A 19,091-nucleotide genomic window follows, 5' to 3' on the forward strand; every position below is an offset into this window, starting at 1 on the left:
CCCCATCACCATACTCAATGCAGGAGCGGCGTGCGCAAGTCGAGGGTCAGCGGAAACTCAATTGTGCGTTCCTCCGGCGGCGGCTGGCTGGGGCCCGGCGTGTGGCCGTGGTCCTGGAAGCGCGCCAGCCGCCGCGCCTCGGCCTCATAGGTGTTGACCGGCTTGGTGTCGTAGTTGCGCCCCCCGGGATGGGCGACGTGATAGACGCAGCCGCCGAGCGAACGGCCATTCCAGGTATCGATGAGGTCGAAGGTCAGGGGCGCGTGGACGGGTATTGTCGGATGCAGGCCGGAGGCCGGCTGCCAGGCCTTGAAGCGGACGCCGGCCACGGCTTCCGCCGAGCGGCCGGTCGGGGTCATCGGCAGGCGGCGGCCGTTGCAGGTCACGACATGGCGGCCCTCGATGAAGCCTTCGGCCTTCACCTGAAGCCGCTCAACCGAACTATCAACATAGCGCACGGTGCCGCCGGCCGAGCCCTCCTCGCCGAGCACATGCCAGGGCTCCAGCGCCTGGCGCAATTCCAGCGTCACGCCGCCATGATGGACGCGGCCAAAGGCGGGGAAACGGAATTCGAGCTGGGCCAGATACCATTCCGGCTCAAAGGGATAGCCGGATTGCTTCAACTCAGAAAGCACGTCAACGAAATCCTCCCAGATGAAGTGAGGCAGCATGAAGCGATCATGCAGCGCCGTACCCCAGCGCACGAACTTGCCGGCTTGCGGCTCGCGCCAGAATTTTGCGATCAGCGCGCGGATCAGGAGCTGCTGCGCCAGCGACATGCGCGGATCGGGCGGCATTTCGAGCGCGCGGAATTCGACCAGGCCGAGCCGCCCCGTCGGGCCATCAGGCGAATAGAGCTTGTCGATGCAGATTTCGGCGCGATGGGTGTTGCCGGTGATGTCGACGAGCAGATGCCGGAACAGCCGGTCCACCAGCCACAGCGGCGTCTGGTAGCCCGGCGGCGGGACGTGCGAGAGCGCGACCTCGAGCTCGTAGATGCTGTCGTGTCGCGCCTCGTCGATGCGCGGCGCCTGGCTGGTCGGGCCGATGAACAGGCCGGAGAAGAAGTAGGACAGCGACGGATGCCGCTGCCAGTACAGCACAAGACTCTTCAACAAGTCAGGCCGGCGCAGGAACGGCGAATCCTGCGGACTGGAGCCGCCGACGACGACGTGATTGCCGCCGCCGGTGCCGGTGTGGCGACCGTCGACCAGGAATCGGTTGGCGCCGAGACGCACCTTTGCTGCGTCCTCATAGAGGCCGGCGGTGATGTCCGCCGCCTCACGCCAGCTCTTCGCCGGCTGAATGTTGACCTCGATCACGCCGGGATCGGGCGTCACCTTGATGACCTCGATGCGCGGATCGAACGGCGGCGGGTAGCCTTCGACATGGACCTGGAGCTGCATCTCCTCGGCGGTGGCTTCGAGCGCGGCGATCAGTTCAAGATAATCCTCGATGCGCTCGACCGGCGGCATGAAGGCGCAGAGCACGCCGCCGCGAACCTCCAGCGAGAGCGCGGTGCGGACCGGGACAGACGTGTTGAGGTGTTCAGGCGCGACCCGCGGCGGCGACGGCGGGCGCGCCGTGCGAGTGAACACCGGTAGCTTGCCCCGCGGCTCCATCGGGTCCTGCTCGACGATGTACGGATATTGGTTCGGTGGAACATAGCCGAGCGAGCCCATCGGCAGCCGCAGACCGAGCGGGGAATCGCCTGGCGTCAGGAACAGGTGATTGCGCCGCAGATTCCACCGCTCGCTGCGCCAGCGCGGCGGCGCGTTCCAGCGCTGCACCGGCAGCACGAAACCGCGCGGCGTGCCGAGACCCTGGTCGAACACCCGCGCCATGCGCGCCCGCGCTTCCGGATCGGACAGCTTGGAGTCGGAAGGATCGACATTGACGGGAAGGTCGGCTTCCTTCTGCAGCCAATAGGCGGGATCCTCGTAGGCCGGCATGATGTAGCCGGGGTCGAGCCCGAGCCGCGCCGCCGTGCCCTCCATGAAGGCCTCGGCGTCCCTGACCTCGGCGCGGCGGGGAGTCTCGACCTTCGCGATCAGGTCGGCGTTCTTCCAGATCGGCACGCCGTCCTTGCGCCAGTACAGGCCAAAAGCCCAGCGCGGCAGGCTTTCGCCCGGATACCATTTGCCCTGGCCGTAATGCAAAAGGCCGCCCGGCGCAAAGCGCGTGCGCAGGCGGCGGATCAGGTCATCGGCGAGCGCGCGCTTGGTCGGACCGACGGCCTCGGTGTTCCACTCCGGGGCTTCGAGATCGTCGACCGACACGAAGGTCGGCTCGCCGCCCATGGTGAGCCGCACATCCTGCGCGGCGAGGTCGCCGTCGACCTGTTCGCCGAGATCATTGAGCCGCGCCCAGGCTTCGTCGGAAAACGGTTTTGTGATGCGCGGCGCCTCGCGGATGCGACGGACGCTCATGTCGAAGGCGAAATCGACTTCGGCAAAACCGGCGCCCCCGGAGATCGGCGCAGCCGAGCGATAGTGTGGTGTTGCGGCGACCGGGATGTGCCCCTCGCCCGCGAGCATGCCGGAGGTCGCGTCGAAACCGATCCAGCCCGCGCCCGGCAAGTAGACCTCGGCCCAGGCATGCAAGTCGGTGAAGTCGTTCTCCACTTCCGGCGGTCCCTCGATCGGATCGATGTCGGGACGGATCTGGATCAAATAACCGGAGACGAAACGGGCAGCCAATCCCAGATGACGGAAGGTCTGGATCAACAGCCAGGCGGAGTCGCGGCACGATCCGGCGCCGGAGGCGAGCGTCTCCTCCGGCGTCTGCACGCCGGGCTCCATGCGGATGACGTAGCGAATCCTCTGTTGCAGCTCTCTGTTGAGATCGACCAGGAAGTTGACGGTGTTCGGGGCTTCTTGTGGGATCGTGTCGAGATATTTCGCGAACAGGCGATCGGGCTTGATGGTCTCGAGATAAGGCGCGAGCTCCGTCTTGAGATCTTTCGGATATTCGAACGGAAAGCTGTCGGCATAGGGCTCGACGAAGAAGTCGAACGGGTTGACCACGGTCATCTGCGCCGTGAAATCGACCTCGATCTTCAGCTCCGTCGTCTTCTCCGGAAAGACGTAGCGCGCCAGCCAATTGCCTTGCGGGTCCTGCTGCCAGTTCACGAAGTGATTGGGCGGGCTGACCTTGAGCGAATAGCTCAGGATCGGCGTCCGCGTATGCGGCGCCGGCCGCAAGCGGATGGTCTGCGGGCCGAGATCGATCGGACGGTCGTATTTGTAGTGCGTGACGTGGTGTAATGCGACGTAGATCGACACGGATGCGGTGCTCCAGCAGCTTTTTTGAGCAGAACACCGGTCGCTATCGCGATCAAGCATTAACAAGCGGCAGCGATTGCCTACGCCACGGGCTGATTTGGCATTCGTCCTTGCCGCTCATCTCTACCTGTGGTTGACTATCTGCTCCTTGTGCGGTCGCAGGGGGAATGCTCGATGAGTGTATTCGTCAAGAAGGACCGAAACGTCTATCGCCGGCGGGCCCTCGATAGCTTCCAGGCATCCAGGGACTTTAACCTGGTCGACGCGCGGGCCATGATGTGGCTGTCGCAGCTTGCTTACGAGACCGACGACGAGCCGAAGGTCGACAGCATCCTCAATGGCTGGGACCTGAGGAAGCTCGGCTTCAGGAGCAACGATCCGGGCACTGGCCTGCCCCCACACAGCGCCTGTGTCGTGGTCGCGGAAGGGCCACACGCGACATTTGTGACGTTTGCCGGCAGCGATCCCCTAAAGTTTCAGGACTGGATCACGGATTTCGACGCCATGCCGTCGCCGGACAATCTCCACACGGGCTTTGAGAGAGCCGTCGCGACAGTTTTGCCTGATATCCAGGCGGCGCTCGGCAAGCGGGTCGCGCCCAATCAACCGGTGTTCTTCACCGGCCATAGTCTTGGTGGAGCGCTCGCGATCCTTGCCGCATGGCGGACCTCACTCCTGCCAAGCGCGCCCAAGATCGTCGTTTACACGTTCGGCAGTCCACGCAACGGCGGCCCGGAATTCTTCAACGACTATACGCCGCGGCTTGGCGATTTCACCTTCCGCCTGGTCCACGGCACCGACATCGTTGCGACAGTCCCGCCGACATTGCTCAACGTCTATCGCCATGTCGGACAGGCCGTGCAGTGCCCGAGCGGCGGCGTTTTCGACGGCTTGCTGCCGATGGCGCGTGATGGGAACAAGCCGGATCTCTTCGAAAGCGTCGGACAAAGCGTCTTTGCCGACGTTGGCGCGCTCACTGCGCTTCAGGTCATTCCCATCCTTGGAGTGGGACTGCAGAATGCGCTCCAGAGATTCCTGCCGCACATGATCGACGATCACGTGCCGGACAGTTACTTCCGCGCATTATCGATCGTGATCGAAGAATAGTCGCTCACATCGTCGCGCCGATCACCCAGGGTGCAAACTCGGCGCCGCCGAAATCAAAGCTCTCGCTCTTGGTCGGCTGGCCAGAGGCGGTTTTCAGGATCAGATCGAAGATGCGCTGGCCGCATTGCTCGACCGTCTCGGAGCCTTCGAGGATGGTGCCGCAATTGACGTCCATGTCCTCTTCCATGCGCTTGTACATGGGCGTGTTGGTCGCAAGCTTGATCGACGGCGCGGGCTTGCAGCCGAACACGCTGCCGCGCCCCGTCGTGAAGCAGACGAGATTGGCGCCGCCTGCGACCTGGCCGGTCGCGGCAACCGGGTCGTAGCCGGGCGTGTCCATGAACACAAAGCCCTTCTTCGTCACCGGCTCGGCATAGCGCAGCACGTCGACGAGATTGGTGGTGCCCGCCTTGGCCATCGCACCGAGCGATTTCTCGAGAATCGTGGTGAGGCCGCCCGCCTTGTTGCCGGGGCTCGGATTGGCATTCATCTCGGCGCCTTCGCGCTCGGTATACTCTTCCCACCAGCGCATGAGATCGACGAGCTTTTCGCCGACTTCGCGGCTGACGGCGCGGCGCGTGAGCAGATGTTCTGCCCCGTAGGTCTCCGGCGTCTCCGACAGGATCACTGTGCCACCATGACGCACGATGAGATCGCTGGCCGCCCCGAGCGCGGGATTGGCTGATACGCCGGAATAGCCGTCCGAGCCGCCGCATTGCAGCGCCACGGTCAGCTCGCTCGCGGGCACCGCTTCGCGTTTCACGTTGTTGGCGTCAGCGAGCGCCTCGCGCACGAAGGCAACGCCGGCCTCGACCGTCTTGCGGGTACCGCCGACCTCCTGGATGTCCATCGCGCGCAAGCGCCCGGCGAGCTTCTGTTCCTCCATCAGGCCGCCAATCTGGTTCACCTCGCAGCCAAGGCCCAGCACGATCACGTGGGAGAAATTGACGTGCCGTGCATAGCCGCCCAGCGTGCGGCGGAGCAGCGCCAGCGGCTCGTTCTGTGTCATGCCGCAGCCGGTCTTGTGCGTCAGCGCGACCACGCCGTCGACGTTTGGGAATTCGGCCAGCGGATTTTCACCGGTGAAGGGATTTTTCTTGAAGACGTCGGCGACGAGGCCCGCGACATGGGCGCTGCAATTCACCGAGGTGAGGATGCCGATATAATTGCGCGTAGCGACGCGGCCGTCGGGACGGCGGATGCCCTCGAAGGTCGCGGGCAGATCGAAATTCGGCGTCGGCTTGACGTCGGCGCAATAGGCATAGTCCTTGGAAAAATCACCCATGCCGCAATTCTGCGTGTGCACGTGCTGGCCGGGTGCGATCGGCGCGGTGGCAAAGCCGATGATCTGACCGTAGCGCTTGACCGGCTCGCCCACCGCGATCGGCTTGATCGCGACCTTGTGCCCCGACGGGATACGGTCGAGCGTCGTCACGCCGTCAGCCACCGCCGTCCCGGGCGGCAGGCTGGCACGCGCGATCACCACGCCATCATCGGGATGCAGGCGGATGACGGGGGCTGGGGTCATGGGAGTTCTCCTTGGTCTTCAAAAGTATCGTGCCCCGGATGCTGCGCAGCGCGCAAGCGGTGCGCTGCTGATCCGGGGCCCACGCGTGACATCGGCAACTGGGTCCCGGCTCTGCGGTGCAACGCCATAGCGCGTCGAAGACGCGCGTAAACGCGCTTATGGCGCTGCACCGCGTCCGGGACACGCGAGATCAAGCCTTGCTGCCGGAATCCTTCCGGGTCTGGTTCACCTGCATCTTCGCATAGGTCGACATCAGGCCGACCTCGTTCGACAGCGTCACCAGCTTGAAGCCCATGTTGATGGCGCGCGCGGCACCTTCCGCGCCGCTGCAATGGATACCCGCGTTGAGGCCGCGCTTGCCGCATTCCTTGATGATCTTTTCGTAGATCGCAAGGATCTCCGGCTCGGTGCGGTCGAGCTTCGGCTCGAGCCCATAGGAGAAGCCGAGGTCGGACGGGCCGATATAGACGCCGTCGATACCCTCGACGTCGAAGATCGCTTCCATGTTCTCGACCGCGGTCCTGGTCTCCATCATCGGCAGCAGCACGATCTCGTCGTTCGCCGTCTTCTGGTAGGTGCCTGCGCTGCCGTACATGCCGGCGCGGATCGGCCCGTTGGAGCGCACGCCCTTCGGCGGATACTTCGAATAGGAGACGAGGTTCCTGGCCTCCTCCGGCGTGTTGACCATCGGGCAAATCACGCCATAGGCGCCGCCATCGAGCACCTTGCCGATGATGCCGGGCTCGTTCCAGGGCACGCGCACCATCGGCGTCACCGGATGCTTGTCCATCGCCTGGAAGCACTGAACCATCGACAGATAGTCCTGCACGCCGTGCTGCATGTCGACCGTGACGCTGTCGAAGCCGCATTGCGCGATCACCTCGGCCGAGAAGCCGGATGGGATCGCGAGCCAAGCATTGACGACAGCCTTGCCCGACTTCCAGATCTCTTTGACTTTATTCGCCACGTTGCCTTCCTTCCCTGTTGGCTCTTCCTCGCCGTCATTGCGAGCGAAGCGAAGCAATCCAGAATCTCTCCGCGGCAACACTCTGGATTGCTTCGTCGCTTGCGCTCCTCGCAACGACGAAATTGAATCAGCTCGTCGCCCTCTGAATGCTGGTCTCGCTGACACCGACGTCGCGGGCGGTATTCACTATCGCCGCCCAAGTGTCATCCGGCAAGGGCACGCCATTCCTGGTACGCTCGGCGCGGGTCTTCCTTTCGGGATCGCCGGGGATCAGAACCTGCTCGACGCCGGCCATCGGTTTCGTGGCACGGATGAAGTCGACATAGCGCGAGACTTCGGCATCGAAAACATCGGACGTATCGACCACCCTGGGATCGACGAAGAACGCCAGCATGCCATTGGCGAAGCGGCGGCCGCCGGAGGTGGCGCCGGTTCCGGTCAACGCGCCGCCGAGCAGCTCGCAAATGAAGGCAAGGCCCGAGCCCTTGTGCTCGCCAAAGGCGCGAATCGCGCCCGTTCCCTGAGTGTGGTCGCGCTGGCCGTCGGGCGTATAGGGCCCGTAGAGCACGACCGGGTCCTCGCTTAAGCTGCCGTCGGAATCGACCAGCGCGCCCTTGGGCAGCTTCTTGCCGCCGCGGCTTGCGACCAGCACCTTGCCCTCGGCGACGATTGACGTCGCAAAGTCCAGCACGATCGGATCCTGGCCCTCGCGCGGAATGCCGACGCAATAGGGCGCGGTCGACAGCCGCTTCTGGACGCCGCCGAACGGCGCGACCAGCAGCGAGCCGGCGGCGTTGACGAAATAGACCGAGATCAGCCCCGCAGCGGCGGCCATTTCGGCCCAGTCGCCGACACGGCCGATATGGCCGGCATTGCGCAGGGCGACCGCGGCAAGGCCCGCCTTCTTGCACTTCTCGATGCCGATCTTCACCGCCTGCGGCGCGACCGTCTGTCCATAGCCGAACCTGCCGTCGACCACCGCGAGCGAGGGCGTATCGAGCACAACCTCGGCGTTCTGGTTCGGCACGACCGAGCCCGTCTTCTTCCAGCGGATATAGACAGGCACGCGGATCACGCCGTGGCTGTCATGGCCGGTGAGATTGGCTGTCGTCAGATAGGTCGCGATACGCTTGGCTTCTTCCGGCGACGACTCCGCATGCGAAAACACGTCCGTGACGAAGTCGATCAGCTTCTGAACCTGAATGGTGACCATAACGGGGTCTATTTGCCTCTACCTTCTTGTTCCCTGCCGAATGAGCCAGCGCAGATGCGGCATCATCCGTCCTGGCGCCGATTTTGGGCAGATCGGCTTGGGCGGCACTTTGAGCGAAAAAAAGCGGCCATGTCCATGGTTCTTGCCGCTTCCGCGCGCATATCTGGTTTCACTCCTCGGCTATTGCCTCATCGGCGCTTCCGAGTTCTGCAAGGCAACGCTCGAGCTCGCCCAGCATCACCTGGAGCTCGGTGAGCTTGCGTGCGCCAAAGCGTTGCGTGATCTCGGCATAAATCGCCTCCGAGGTCGGCGCCACGACCGCCATCAGCTTCACGCCCTTCTCCGAGATCGACACCATGCTGCGGCGCTGATCCTCTTTCGCCGTCTTCCGCTCGATCAGATGGCGAGCTTCGAGATCACGCAGGATACGCGACAGGCTGGGCCCGAGGAGAAATGCCGTGCGCGCGAGTTCCGTGACCTCGACCGTGTCGATGGCCGCGAGCGCGCGCAGGATGCGCCATTGCTGCTCGGTGAGGCCATGCTGGCGCAGCGAGGGACGGAACTGCCGCATCACAGCCTCGCGCGCCCTCAGCAGCGACATCGGCAGTGAGCGCGAGAATTCGCGCATCGGCACCTGCCGGGCGGCAGACGCGCTTCCGTTCGCAGGATCAGCCGGTTTCTTCTTCGCCATCACGCCCCGCCCTCAAACCTCAAAATGTTTGCACTGCAGCAAACCCAAATTGGGTTTGACGAATTCATTTAACATGTTAAGTATCTCGCGGCACCACGATTTGTAAGATCACAGATGGCGCTTTCCAACGACGATATTCTGAACTGCGCGAGACGTCTGCACCAGGCGGAGAAGACGCGCACGCAAATCAGGCAGCTCTCGCAGGACCATCCCGCGATCACCATCGCCGATGCCTACGCGATTCAGAAGGCCTGGGTCGACATCAAGCTCGCCGAGGGCCGCATCGTCAAAGGCCACAAGATCGGCCTGACCTCGAAGGCGATGCAGAGCGCGCTCAACATCGACGAGCCGGATTCCGGCGTGCTGCTCGACGACATGTTCTTTGCCGATGGCGGGCTGGTGCCGACGGACCGCTTCATTGCCACGCGTGTCGAAGCCGAGCTCGCCTTCATCATAAGCAAGCGGCTTTCGGGCCCCGACTGCACAATGTTCGACGTGCTCAACGCCACCGACTTCGTGGTGCCCGCGCTGGAAATTCTGGACACGCGGATCGAGCGCGTCGATCCCAAGACCAAGGCAACGCGAAAAATCTTCGACACCATCGCCGACAATGCGGCCAATGCCGGCATCGTGCTCGGCGGCCGACCGATCCGTCCGCTGGAAGCCGATCTGCGCTGGATCGGCGCGCTCTGCTTCAAGAACGGCCAGCTCGAGGAGACCGGCCTTGCGGCCGGCGTACTCAATCATCCCGCGACCGCCGTTGCGTGGCTCGCCAACAAGATCGCGCCGCTCGGCCTTGCGCTCGAGCCGGGACAGGTCGTGCTCGCCGGCTCTTTCATCCGTCCGATCGAGGCCCGCAAGGGCGACACAATTCAAGCCGACTATGGCGCCTACGGCTCGGTAAGCTGCTACTTCGCCTGACAAACAAGAAACGCAGGGAGTGAAACCGCCATGCCGCACTTCACGATCGAATATTCGGCCAATCTCGACGGCAGCGTCGATATGGGCGCGCTGTGCGAGGTCGTGCGCAAGGCGGCGGTCGAGACCGGCATCTTCCCGCTCGGCGGCATCCGAGTCCGCGCGATCAAATGCGAGCATTACGCGATCGCCGATGGAGGCAAGGATCTTGCCTTTCTCGACATGGTGCTGCGCATCGGCGAAGGTCGCGATCTCGCCACCCGCAAGAAAGCCGGCGAGCACGTCTTCCAGGCGCTCTCCAGGCATCTCGATCCCATCTTCGCAAGCTCGAAGTTCGCTCTGTCGTTCGACATGCAGATCAACGACAAGGAGACGAGCTGGAAGCGCAACAACATCCACGATGCCCTGAAAGCGGAGGCCGCCCATGGATAAGCCCGCGCCGAAAGCCGACGTCTTTCAGGCCAATCGCGACCGCGCGGCGCCGCTGCTGAAGAAGCTCCGGGCCGATGGCATCGGCCACATGATCGGCGGCAAGACCGTCGCCTCGATCTCCGGCGAGACGTTTGAGACGAGGTCGCCGGTCGATGGCGCGACACTCGCAAGCGTCGCTCGCGGCAATGCCGAGGATATCGACCGCGCAGCGACCGCTGCCGCCCTCGCCTTCAAATCCTGGCGCGACATGGGACCCGCGATGCGGCGCAAGCTCTTGCATCGGGTCGCCGACGCGATCGAGGACAATGCCGACGACATCGCCGTGCTCGAATGCATCGACACGGGCCAGGCCTATCGCTTCATGGCGAAGGCCGCGATCCGCGCCGCCGAGAATTTCCGCTTCTTCGCCGACAAATGCGCTGAGGCGAGAGACGGCCTCAACACGCCGAGCGAGGAGCACTGGAACGTCTCCACGCGCGTGCCGATCGGCCCGGTCGGTGTGATCACGCCCTGGAACACGCCGTTCATGCTCTCGACCTGGAAGATTGCGCCTGCGCTCGCGGCGGGCTGCACGGTCGTGCACAAGCCGGCCGAGTGGTCGCCGGTCACCGCCGATCTTTTGTCCAAGCTCGCCAGGCAGGCCGGCATCCCCGACGGCGTGCTCAACACCGTGCACGGATTTGGCGAAGAGGCCGGCAAGGCGCTGACAGAGCATCCCGCGATCAAGGCGATCGGCTTCGTCGGCGAAAGCGCGACAGGCTCGGCGATCATGAAGCAGGGTGCACCGACCCTGAAGCGCGTGCATTTCGAGCTCGGTGGCAAGAACCCGGTGATCGTGTTCGACGATGCCGACCTCGACCGCGCGCTCGATGCCGTCGTGTTCATGATCTACTCGCTCAACGGCGAGCGCTGCACCTCCTCCAGCCGCCTCTTGGTCCAGGCGAGCATTGCCGAAAAGTTCGTCGAGAAGCTCACCGCGCGCGTGAACGCACTGAGGGTCGGCCATCCCCTCGATCCCGCGACCGAGATCGGACCACTGATCCACGAGCGGCATCTCGCCAAGGTCTGCTCCTATTTCGACGTCGCGCGCCAGGACGGCGCGGTCATCGCCGCTGGCGGCAAGGCGCATGACGGTCCCGGCGGCGGGCACTACGTGCAGCCGACACTGGTGACCGGCGCACACAGCAAGATGCGTGTCGCGCAGGAGGAAGTGTTCGGCCCGTTCCTCACCGTGCTGCCGTTCCGCGACGAGACCGACGCCGTCGAGATCGCGAACGACATCCGCTATGGCCTCACCGGCTATGTCTGGACCAACGACATGGGCCGCGCGCTGCGTGTCGCCGACGCGCTCGAGGCCGGCATGATCTGGCTGAACTCGGAAAACGTCCGCCATCTGCCGACGCCATTCGGCGGCATGAAGGCCTCAGGTATCGGCCGCGACGGCGGCGACTATTCGTTCGACTTCTACATGGAAACCAAGCACGTCTCGCTCGCGCGGGGCACGCACAAGATTCAGAAACTGGGAATCTAGAACAACCATCGTTCCGGGGCGCGCGCAGCGCGAACCACAGATGCGCAATTGCGCATCGGGGAACCTCGAGATTCCGGGTTCGGCTCTTCGAGCCGCCCCGGAATGACCAATCTGAGGGGAAACGCAATGCCCGCACCGCAACACGTCTTCGAGCCGCCCTTCAACATCATCCGCTCGAGCCACGCCGTGCTCGACGTAACCGACCTGAAGCTCAGCCGCGAGTTCTACGAGACCACCGTCGGCCTTCATGTCGAGGATGCCGACGACAACGTCGTGTACCTGCGCGGCGCGGAAGAGCATCAGCACCATTCGCTGGTGCTGCGCAAGGCCGCCGTGCCGGCCTGCAACCGCCTCGGCTTCAAGGTCGGCAACGAGAAGGATCTCGACAAGGCGGCCGCCTTCCTTACCGAGAACGGTCTCAAGCACGCGTTCGTCGACCAGCCGTTCCAGGGCCGCACGCTGCAATTCACCGATCCTTTCGGCTTCCAGATCGAGCTCTACGCATCGATGGAGAAGCGGCCGCATCTGCTCCGGCGCTATGATCTCTACAGGGGATGCCACCCGCAGCGGCTTGATCATTTCAACGTCTTCGCGGCCGAAGTGCAGGACACGGTCGATTTCTATGCGCGGCTCGGCTTCCGCCTCACCGAATATGCGGAGGAGGACGGGCCGAACGGCCGCATCGCCGCCGCCTGGATGCATCGCAAAGGCAACGTCCACGACTTCGCCATCACCAACGGCAAGGGCCCGCGGCTGCATCACTTCGCCTACTGGACGCCGACAGCGATGAACATCATCCATCTCTGCGACGTCATGGCCTCCCAGGGCTTCGTGAAGAACATCGAGCGCGGCCCCGGGCGTCACGGCATCTCGAACGCGTTCTTCCTCTATGTTCGCGATCCCGACGGCCACCGCCTCGAGCTCTATACCAGCGACTATTTTACCGGCGATCACGACCACGAGCCGCTGCGCTGGTCGCTGCGCGATCCGCGCCGGCAGACGCTGTGGGGCGCGCCGGCCCCGCGCTCCTGGTTCGAGCAGGGCTCGCCGTTCACAGGACAGGCCGTCCGCGAGCCGAAGTTCGTGGCTGACGTGCTGGTGGCGGACTGAATGATGCAAGCCCCTCGCATTGCGACCTATTCCGTCAAGGGTGCAACCAAATATGGTGCCGTCGTCGACGGCGGCATCGTCGATCTCTCCGCGCGCCACGCCAAGGACCATCCGACGCTGCGCGAGGTAATCGCAGCCGGCAAGCTGGTAAGCTTTGCAGAAGAAGCTGCCGGCCGCACGCCGGATCATGCGATCGCCGACATCACCTGGCTGCCGCCGGTGCCTGCGCCGGAGAAGATCATCTGCATCGGCGTCAACTATCCCGACCGCAACGCCGAGTACAAGGATGGCCAGGACGCCCCGAAATATCCGAGCATGTTCATGCGCTCGCCCCGCTCCTTCGTCGGCCACGAGACGCCGCTGGTGCGCCCACGCGCATCCGCGCAGCTCGACTATGAAGGCGAGATCGTGCTGGTGATCGGCAAGGCCGGCCGGCACATCCCGGAAAGCAGCGCGCTCGACCACATCGCCGCGATCACGCTGTGCAATGAAGGCTCGGTGCGTGACTGGCTGCGACACGCCAAGTTCAACGTCACACAAGGCAAGAATTTCGACTCCAGCGGCAGCCTCGGCCCGTGGCTCGTTCCCTATACGCAGGAGTCGCAGCTTGCCGATGTGCGTCTGACCACGCGCGTCAACGGTGAGCTTCGGCAGGACGACTCTACCGGCCGGCTAATCTTTCCGTTCCGCTACCTCATCAACTACATCTCGACGTTTGCTACGCTCGTTCCCGGCGACATCATCGTCACGGGCACGCCGACCGGCGCCGGCGCGCGCTTCGATCCGCCGCGCTTTCTGAAGCCCGGCGATGTCATCGACGTCGAAGCCGAAGGCATCGGCCTATTGCGCAACGGCGTCGTCGACGAAGCCTGACATCTGGATTGGAAGCAACCATGACCACCCTCACCGGCGGCGAAGCGATCGTAAGCGGCCTTGTCGCCCATGGCGTCGACACCGTGTTCGGCCTGCCGGGCGCGCAGATCTATGGCCTGTTCGACGCCTTCCACCAGGCTCAGCTCAAGGTGATCGGCGCGCGGCACGAGCAGGCCTGCGGTTACATGGCCTTCGGCTATGCGCGCGCGAGCGGCAGGCCGGGCGTGTTCAGCGTGGTCCCCGGCCCCGGCGTGCTCAATGCGAGCGCCGCGCTCCTCACCGCCTTCGGCTGCAACGAGCCGGTGCTCTGCGTCACCGGCCAGGTGCCGACCGCCTTTCTCGGCAAGGGCCGCGGCCATCTGCATGAAATGCCGGATCAGCTCGGGACCCTGCGCAGCTATGTGAAATGGGCGGACAGGATCGAAGCGCCAGCCAACGCGCCGACGGTTGTCGCACGCGCGTTCCAGGAGATGATGTCGGGACGCCGCGGCCCGGCCTCGGTCGAGATGCCCTGGGACGTCTTCACGCAGCGCGCGGAGACAGCGCCTGCGCAGATGCTCACGCCCTTGCCTGCACCGCAGCCCGATCCCGACGCCGTGAAGCAGGCCGCTAGCCTGATCAAGGCCGCCAAGGCACCGATGATCTTCGTCGGCAGCGGAGCGATCGATGCGCGCGAAGAGATCCTCGAGCTCGCCGAGATGATCGATGCCCCCGTCGTCGCCTTCCGAAGCGGTCGCGGCATCGTCTCCAACGCGCACGAGCTTGGGCTCACCATGGCGGCCGCCTACAAGCTGTGGCCAAACACGGATCTCATGATCGGCATCGGCACGCGGCTCGAATTGCCCACCATGTCGCGCTGGCCGTTCCGCCCGGACGGGCTGAAATGCATCCGGATCGATATCGATCCGGTCGAGATGCGGCGCTTTTCCGCCGACGCAGCGATCATCGCCGATGCCAAGGCCGCGACCGCCGATCTTGCAGCCGCCGTGCGCAAGGTGGGCTACAGCAAGACCAGCGGCCGCCGCGCCGCGATCCGCGAGGCCACCGCCTCCGCGCAAGCGGAGATCCAGCGCATCCAGCCGCAGATGGCGTATCTCAACATCCTGCGCGAGGTGCTGCCGGCAAACGCGATCGTCACCGATGAATTATCGCAGGTCGGCTTCGCCTCCTGGTACGGTTTTCCGATCTACGAGCCGCGCACCTTCGTCACCTCGGGCTATCAGGGCACGCTCGGCTCCGGCTTCCCGACTGCGCTCGGCGCCAAGGTCGCCAATCCCGACAAGCCGGTCGTCGCGATCACCGGTGACGGAGGCTTCATGTTCGGCGTGCAGGAGCTTGCCACCGCCGTGCAGTTCAACATCGCCGTGGTGACGCTGGTGTTCAACAACAACGCCTATGGCAACGTGCGCCGCGATCAGCGCGAGCGCTTTGACGGCCGCGTGGTGGCGTCCGATCTCGTCAATCCGGATTTCGTCAAGCTTGCGGAGTCCTTTGGCGTCGCGGCCGCACGCGTGACTTCACCGGATCATTTCAAGGCCGCACTGGAGAAGGCGCTCGCCCATGGCGGACCATCTCTGCTGTCGATCGAGGTGCCGCGGGATTCCGAAGTGAGCCCGTGGGCGTTCATTCATCCGCCGAAGCCGTAGCTCCTCATGGTGAGGAGGCGCGTAGCGCCGTCTCGAACCATGAAGGCCCGCGTCTCTCATCTTGGCCTTCATCCTTCGAGACGCGCGCGAGCGCGCTCCTCAGGATGAGGGGATGGATTAGCGCGTTCTGCGAAATGTCAGATTGATCCGTTGCTGGCCGAGCAGCGCATGCTCGCCGTCGGCGAGCGGCGCGACGCCGTGATAGGCGAGCCGGCTCGCACCGCCCCAGGCCACGACATCGCCATGCACGAGCCGAACGCGGCGCGGCTTGTCGCTACGCGCCATGCCGCCGAACAGGAAGATCGCGGGAAGCCCGAGGGAGACCGACACGATCGGCGCTGAGAGATCCAGCTCGTCCTTGTCCTGGTGCAGTGACAGCCGCGTGCCGGGCTCGTAGCGATTGACGAGGCAGGCATCAGGCGCGAAGCCGGCAAAACCACCCTCCTCGGCCGCCCGTCTCGCCAGGTCTCGGAATATCGGCGGCATCTCCGGCCAAGGCCTATCGGACAGCGGATCGATCGGATCATAGCGATAGCCGGTGTGATCGGTGATCCAGCCGCGCTCGCCGCAATTCGTCATCGCCACCGACATCTGATAGCCACCGGGCGTCGTCATCTGCCGAAACGACGACTGCGCCGTGATCGCGCGGACGGCGGCGATCAGCTCATGCTCGATCGTCCCTGCAAATCCACGCAACACCACGGCTCCGTCGGCGATATCTTCGCGCGACGGCTGGGCCTCGGCGAGGCTATCGAACAAATCCGCAGTCAACGGCCGTGCTCACTTTGCATCATGGAAGATCACGCCCAGCGTATGGCGCCGTCCGGACCGGATCCGGCTGACACCATGGCGCAGATTAACCCGATACGTGCCGCGCGTCCCCTGCACCGGACGATGATGCACGGCAAAGGCGACCGCGTCGCCCTGCGCCAGCGGCACGACCTCGGCACGCGACTGCATACGCGGACGCTGCTCGGTCAGCACGAACTCGCCGCCGGTGAAATCGCGGCCCGGTTCGGACAGGAGGATCGCGACCTGGATCGGGAATACGTGCTCGCCATAGAGATCCTGATGCAGGCAGTTGTAGTCGCCGGCCTCATATTGCAGCAGCAGCGGCGTCGGCCGACTCTGGCCCGCCTCGTGGCAGCGCTTCAGGAACGCGTCATGCCGCGCGGGATAGCGGATATCGATCCCCATCCCCTCGTTCCAGCGATTGGCGATGCCGTGCAGATGCGCGTAGAGCGCCGGGCGGGTTTCCGCGATGAGAGCCGGCAGCGGATAAGAAAAATACTTGTACTCGCCACGGCCGAAACCGTGGCGGCCCATCACGATGCGGCTGCGGAAGTTTGCGTCGTCGGGATAGAGCGCGGCGATTGCACGGCATTCCTCCGGCGTGAGCAGGCTTTTGAGGATCGCGCAGCCCTGTGCGTCAAGTTCGCCGGCGATCTGGGCCCAGTCGAGGGCATCGACTCGGGTGGCGATATCAATCGTCTCATCAGGAGTACTCGGCTTACGTTTCGCGATTGCCATACCGGTCATCCTATCCACAACTGTTATTCCGGGGCGCGCCCTCTTGGGCGCGAGCCCGGAATCCATCCTCCCGATCGTGGTTATGGATTCCGGGCTCGCCCTTCCGGCGCCCCGGAATGACGGAAATGGTGTTGCAGATCTCTGCCGCAACGGCCACCCGATTTGCGGGCGGAACCTAGCCGAGCACCGGCAGCGTCATCACGTCATAGGCGTGCCGGATCGTGCGCTTCAGCACGGGATCCTCCAGCTCGAACTCGAAGCGGTCGGCGGGGCGGATGCCGCCCTTGGCGGCAAAGGTGCCGCCGAACATGGCGCAGCCGTCGGGCAGCTTCTTGCCGTCGAAGCCGCGCGTGATCAGTTCGTCGACCGGCAGCATCGCATCCAGCGTGCCCTCCTGGTAGAGCACGCGCTCGCCGTTGATCCAGGCATAGGAGCGCAGGACCATCTTGTCCCAGTGGTTGATCACGTCCTCGAGCTCCCACAACACCGGCGCGACAACCTTGTCGCACATCTGCTTCGAGACGGTCACGCTGTAGGCCTCGACCTTGCGGTCGGTATGGTCGGAGCCGCAGCCGACGAAGATGCGGCCCTGCCAGCCGATCAGCACGAACTCGACCTCGCCGGAGGAGGCGCCGCCAGAACATTCGATGCTGTCTTCCGTCGTCAGCCGCCGCGCCGAGACGCGGTAGTAGATCGGCGTCGACGCGGGCCGCGCGATGCCGACAGCCTCCAACTCGGCAATGTGCTTGTCGCGGGCGACGGGATCGCGGCCGGTCCAGCCGGCAATGACGGCCTGGTCGATCGCAAGCGTCAGCGGCGTTGTCGCGTCCTGGGCATCGACGGTGAAGGTCAGGTCAAACACGGATCACGGCCTCCATGCCGGCAGCAAGCTCGAAAATGCGATGGTCCGTTCCGCCAGCGCCCGCCAGCATGAGGCCGACGGGAACCTCGCCCTCGCGATGGGCAGGCAGCGAGATCGCGCAACCATCGATCATGTTGATGAGGGTGCAGTTGCGCAAGGCACGCAGGTTCGCCGTGGTGAACGCCTTCTCGTCGGCAAGATCGGCGATCTTCGGCGGCGTGTTGGCGGTGGTCGGCAGCACCAGCGCGTCATAGGGCGCGATCCGTGCATTGACCCGCGCGATCAGCGAACGGCGCTCGTTGAGGAGATCGATGTAGTCGGCCGCGCTCTGCGCCTCGCCGCGCATGATCCGCACCGCGACGCGGGGATCATAGACGTCGCCCTTGGCCGTGATGAGATAGCGGTGCCAGGCGAAGCTTTCGGCGGCCGCAAAGCCGCCCTTGGCGTTCATGGGGCCGATGTCGTGGAATTCCGACATCTCGATGCGCTCGATGGCCGCGCCGTGACCGGCGAGCGTCTCCAGCGCGCGATCGAAGGTCTGCGCCACTGCCGTATCGAGGTCGTCGAGCGCAATCGTGGTCGGCACTGCAAGCCGCATGCCCTTCACGGCGCGCGGCTTCAGCGGAGCGATCGGCTCGTTCGCCAGCACGGCGTCGAGCACGGCACAGCAACCGACCGTTCGCGCCAAGGGTCCGATGCTGTCGAGCGAGAAAGACAACGGCACTGCGCCGTCGAGCGGCACGCGACGCTGCGTCGGCTTGTAGCCGACGATGCCGTTATAGGCCGCCGGGATGCGGCAGGAGCCGCCGGTATCGGTACCGAGCGCAGCATGCGCCATGCCGTCCAGCACGGACACCGCCGCGCCCGAGGACGAGCCGCCGGGCACGTGGCCCTCGGCTCGGTTCCAGGCGCCCTTCGGCGTGCCGAAATGCGGGTTGATGCCGATGCCGGAATAGGCAAACTCGGTCATGTTGGTCCGCCCCATCACCACGAAGCCGGCGTGGCGCAGCCGCGCAACCGCCGCCGCATCGTGCTCCGCCGGATCGGAATCATCGAGCGCGCGGGAGCCGGCCCGCGTCACCTGCCCCTTGATGTCAAAGAGATCCTTGATCGAGATCGGAATACCGGCATAGCGCGACGGCGCCGCGTTGACCTCACGCAAGCCATCCATCGCATCTGCCGCAGTCAGCGCAGCCTGTTTGTCGACATCGATAAAGGTGCGTCGACCTTCGCCGGCCGGATCGGCGATCCTGGCAAGGCACTCCTCGACCAGCTTGCGGGAGGTCGTGCGGCCGTTCTCGAGGTCTTCGGCAAGTTTTGCCAGTGTCGGAAAGTTGGGCATGTCTGTCTCACGGAATATTGGCACGCGCAATCTATCGCGGTGGCTCAGTTCGACACA

General features: G+C 64.6%; 16 protein-coding genes. 7 read left to right on the plus strand and 9 right to left on the minus strand.

Annotation, left to right across the window (positions count from 1 at the left end):
* Window positions 1-14 precede the first annotated feature (14 nt).
* Window positions 15-3,284 (minus strand): DUF2126 domain-containing protein, encoded by a 3,270-nt coding sequence (locus NLM33_RS12575; RefSeq protein WP_254096356.1) that lies wholly within the window; start codon window positions 3,282-3,284, stop codon window positions 15-17.
* Window positions 3,285-3,458: 174 nt separating this feature from the next.
* Between NLM33_RS12575 and NLM33_RS12580 the strand changes: the two genes are divergently transcribed.
* A complete protein-coding gene (locus NLM33_RS12580; RefSeq protein WP_254096357.1) occupies window positions 3,459-4,391 on the plus strand; it encodes a lipase family protein in 933 nt (310 codons plus the stop codon).
* Window positions 4,392-4,395: 4 nt separating this feature from the next.
* Here NLM33_RS12580 and NLM33_RS12585 read toward each other — a convergent pair whose 3' ends face one another.
* The 4 genes from NLM33_RS12585 to hpaR form a co-directional block, all read right to left on the minus strand.
* Window positions 4,396-5,919 (minus strand): UxaA family hydrolase, encoded by a 1,524-nt coding sequence (locus NLM33_RS12585; protein WP_254096358.1) that lies wholly within the window; start codon window positions 5,917-5,919, stop codon window positions 4,396-4,398.
* A gap of 190 nt (window positions 5,920-6,109) precedes the next feature.
* Entirely contained in the window at window positions 6,110-6,886 is a 777-nt protein-coding gene (locus NLM33_RS12590; protein WP_254096359.1) for an HpcH/HpaI aldolase/citrate lyase family protein, read from the minus strand.
* 127 nt (window positions 6,887-7,013) lie between these two features.
* Entirely contained in the window at window positions 7,014-8,099 is a 1,086-nt protein-coding gene (locus NLM33_RS12595; RefSeq protein WP_254096360.1) for a malate/lactate/ureidoglycolate dehydrogenase, read from the minus strand.
* Between the two features lie 169 nt (window positions 8,100-8,268).
* A complete protein-coding gene (gene hpaR, locus NLM33_RS12600) occupies window positions 8,269-8,790 on the minus strand; it encodes a homoprotocatechuate degradation operon regulator HpaR (protein WP_254096361.1) in 522 nt (173 codons plus the stop codon).
* 114 nt (window positions 8,791-8,904) lie between these two features.
* On the opposite strand from hpaR, the gene hpaH reads away from it, so the two are divergent.
* From hpaH to NLM33_RS12630, 6 genes are all read left to right on the plus strand, one after another.
* Window positions 8,905-9,711 carry a 2-oxo-hept-4-ene-1,7-dioate hydratase gene (hpaH, locus tag NLM33_RS12605; RefSeq protein WP_254096362.1) on the plus strand — a complete coding sequence of 269 codons (807 nt, stop codon included), beginning with the start codon at window positions 8,905-8,907 and terminating at the stop codon, window positions 9,709-9,711.
* Between the two features lie 30 nt (window positions 9,712-9,741).
* Window positions 9,742-10,140 (plus strand): 5-carboxymethyl-2-hydroxymuconate Delta-isomerase, encoded by a 399-nt coding sequence (locus NLM33_RS12610; protein ID WP_254096363.1) that lies wholly within the window; start codon window positions 9,742-9,744, stop codon window positions 10,138-10,140.
* Entirely contained in the window at window positions 10,133-11,671 is a 1,539-nt protein-coding gene (hpaE, locus tag NLM33_RS12615) for a 5-carboxymethyl-2-hydroxymuconate semialdehyde dehydrogenase (protein ID WP_254096364.1), read from the plus strand. The genes NLM33_RS12610 and hpaE overlap by 8 nt, the downstream gene beginning before the upstream one ends.
* Window positions 11,672-11,797: 126 nt before the next feature.
* The gene (gene hpaD, locus NLM33_RS12620; RefSeq protein WP_254096365.1) at window positions 11,798-12,781 is read left to right on the plus strand and encodes a 3,4-dihydroxyphenylacetate 2,3-dioxygenase; all 984 of its coding nucleotides are present in this window, start codon (window positions 11,798-11,800) and stop codon (window positions 12,779-12,781) included.
* A gap of 3 nt (window positions 12,782-12,784) precedes the next feature.
* Entirely contained in the window at window positions 12,785-13,654 is an 870-nt protein-coding gene (locus tag NLM33_RS12625; RefSeq protein ID WP_254105778.1) for a fumarylacetoacetate hydrolase family protein, read from the plus strand.
* Between the two features lie 20 nt (window positions 13,655-13,674).
* Window positions 13,675-15,300: a thiamine pyrophosphate-dependent enzyme gene (locus NLM33_RS12630; protein ID WP_254096366.1), complete on the plus strand. Its 1,626-nt coding sequence runs from the start codon at window positions 13,675-13,677 to the stop codon at window positions 15,298-15,300.
* Between the two features lie 117 nt (window positions 15,301-15,417).
* Here the strand turns inward: NLM33_RS12630 and alkB are convergent, their stop codons facing one another.
* The 4 genes from alkB to NLM33_RS12650 all read right to left on the minus strand — a co-directional run bounded on the left by alkB (window position 15,418) and on the right by NLM33_RS12650 (window position 19,034).
* On the minus strand, window positions 15,418-16,071 hold the full coding sequence (gene alkB / locus NLM33_RS12635) for a DNA oxidative demethylase AlkB (RefSeq protein ID WP_254096367.1): 654 nt from the start codon (window positions 16,069-16,071) through the stop codon (window positions 15,418-15,420).
* 9 nt (window positions 16,072-16,080) lie between these two features.
* Window positions 16,081-16,830 (minus strand): 2OG-Fe(II) oxygenase, encoded by a 750-nt coding sequence (locus tag NLM33_RS12640; RefSeq protein WP_254096368.1) that lies wholly within the window; start codon window positions 16,828-16,830, stop codon window positions 16,081-16,083.
* Window positions 16,831-17,005: 175 nt separating this feature from the next.
* Window positions 17,006-17,692: a DUF2848 domain-containing protein gene (locus NLM33_RS12645; RefSeq protein WP_254096369.1), complete on the minus strand. Its 687-nt coding sequence runs from the start codon at window positions 17,690-17,692 to the stop codon at window positions 17,006-17,008.
* Window positions 17,685-19,034, minus strand: coding sequence for an amidase (locus NLM33_RS12650; protein ID WP_254096370.1), 1,350 nt, complete (start codon window positions 19,032-19,034; stop codon window positions 17,685-17,687). Before NLM33_RS12650 ends, NLM33_RS12645 begins: the two co-directional genes overlap by 8 nt.
* Between the last annotated feature and the right edge of the window lie 57 nt (window positions 19,035-19,091).

Origin of the sequence: Bradyrhizobium sp. CCGUVB1N3 (assembly GCF_024199925.1) — a bacterium.
Classification (GTDB): Bacteria; Pseudomonadota; Alphaproteobacteria; order Rhizobiales; family Xanthobacteraceae; genus Bradyrhizobium.

Coding starts and splice junctions, on each gene's coding strand:
- NLM33_RS12580 (WP_254096357.1), top strand. CDS start 3,459: ATGAGTGTATTCGTCAAGAAGGACCGAAACGTCTATCGCCGGCGGGCC.
- NLM33_RS12585 (WP_254096358.1), bottom strand. CDS start 5,919: ATGACCCCAGCCCCCGTCATCCGCCTGCATCCCGATGATGGCGTGGTG.
- NLM33_RS12595 (WP_254096360.1), bottom strand. CDS start 8,099: ATGGTCACCATTCAGGTTCAGAAGCTGATCGACTTCGTCACGGACGTG.
- hpaR (WP_254096361.1), bottom strand. CDS start 8,790: ATGGCGAAGAAGAAACCGGCTGATCCTGCGAACGGAAGCGCGTCTGCC.
- hpaH (WP_254096362.1), top strand. CDS start 8,905: ATGGCGCTTTCCAACGACGATATTCTGAACTGCGCGAGACGTCTGCAC.
- NLM33_RS12610 (WP_254096363.1), top strand. CDS start 9,742: ATGCCGCACTTCACGATCGAATATTCGGCCAATCTCGACGGCAGCGTC.
- hpaE (WP_254096364.1), top strand. CDS start 10,133: ATGGATAAGCCCGCGCCGAAAGCCGACGTCTTTCAGGCCAATCGCGAC.
- hpaD (WP_254096365.1), top strand. CDS start 11,798: ATGCCCGCACCGCAACACGTCTTCGAGCCGCCCTTCAACATCATCCGC.
- NLM33_RS12625 (WP_254105778.1), top strand. CDS start 12,785: ATGCAAGCCCCTCGCATTGCGACCTATTCCGTCAAGGGTGCAACCAAA.
- NLM33_RS12630 (WP_254096366.1), top strand. CDS start 13,675: ATGACCACCCTCACCGGCGGCGAAGCGATCGTAAGCGGCCTTGTCGCC.
- NLM33_RS12640 (WP_254096368.1), bottom strand. CDS start 16,830: ATGGCAATCGCGAAACGTAAGCCGAGTACTCCTGATGAGACGATTGAT.
- NLM33_RS12650 (WP_254096370.1), bottom strand. CDS start 19,034: ATGCCCAACTTTCCGACACTGGCAAAACTTGCCGAAGACCTCGAGAAC.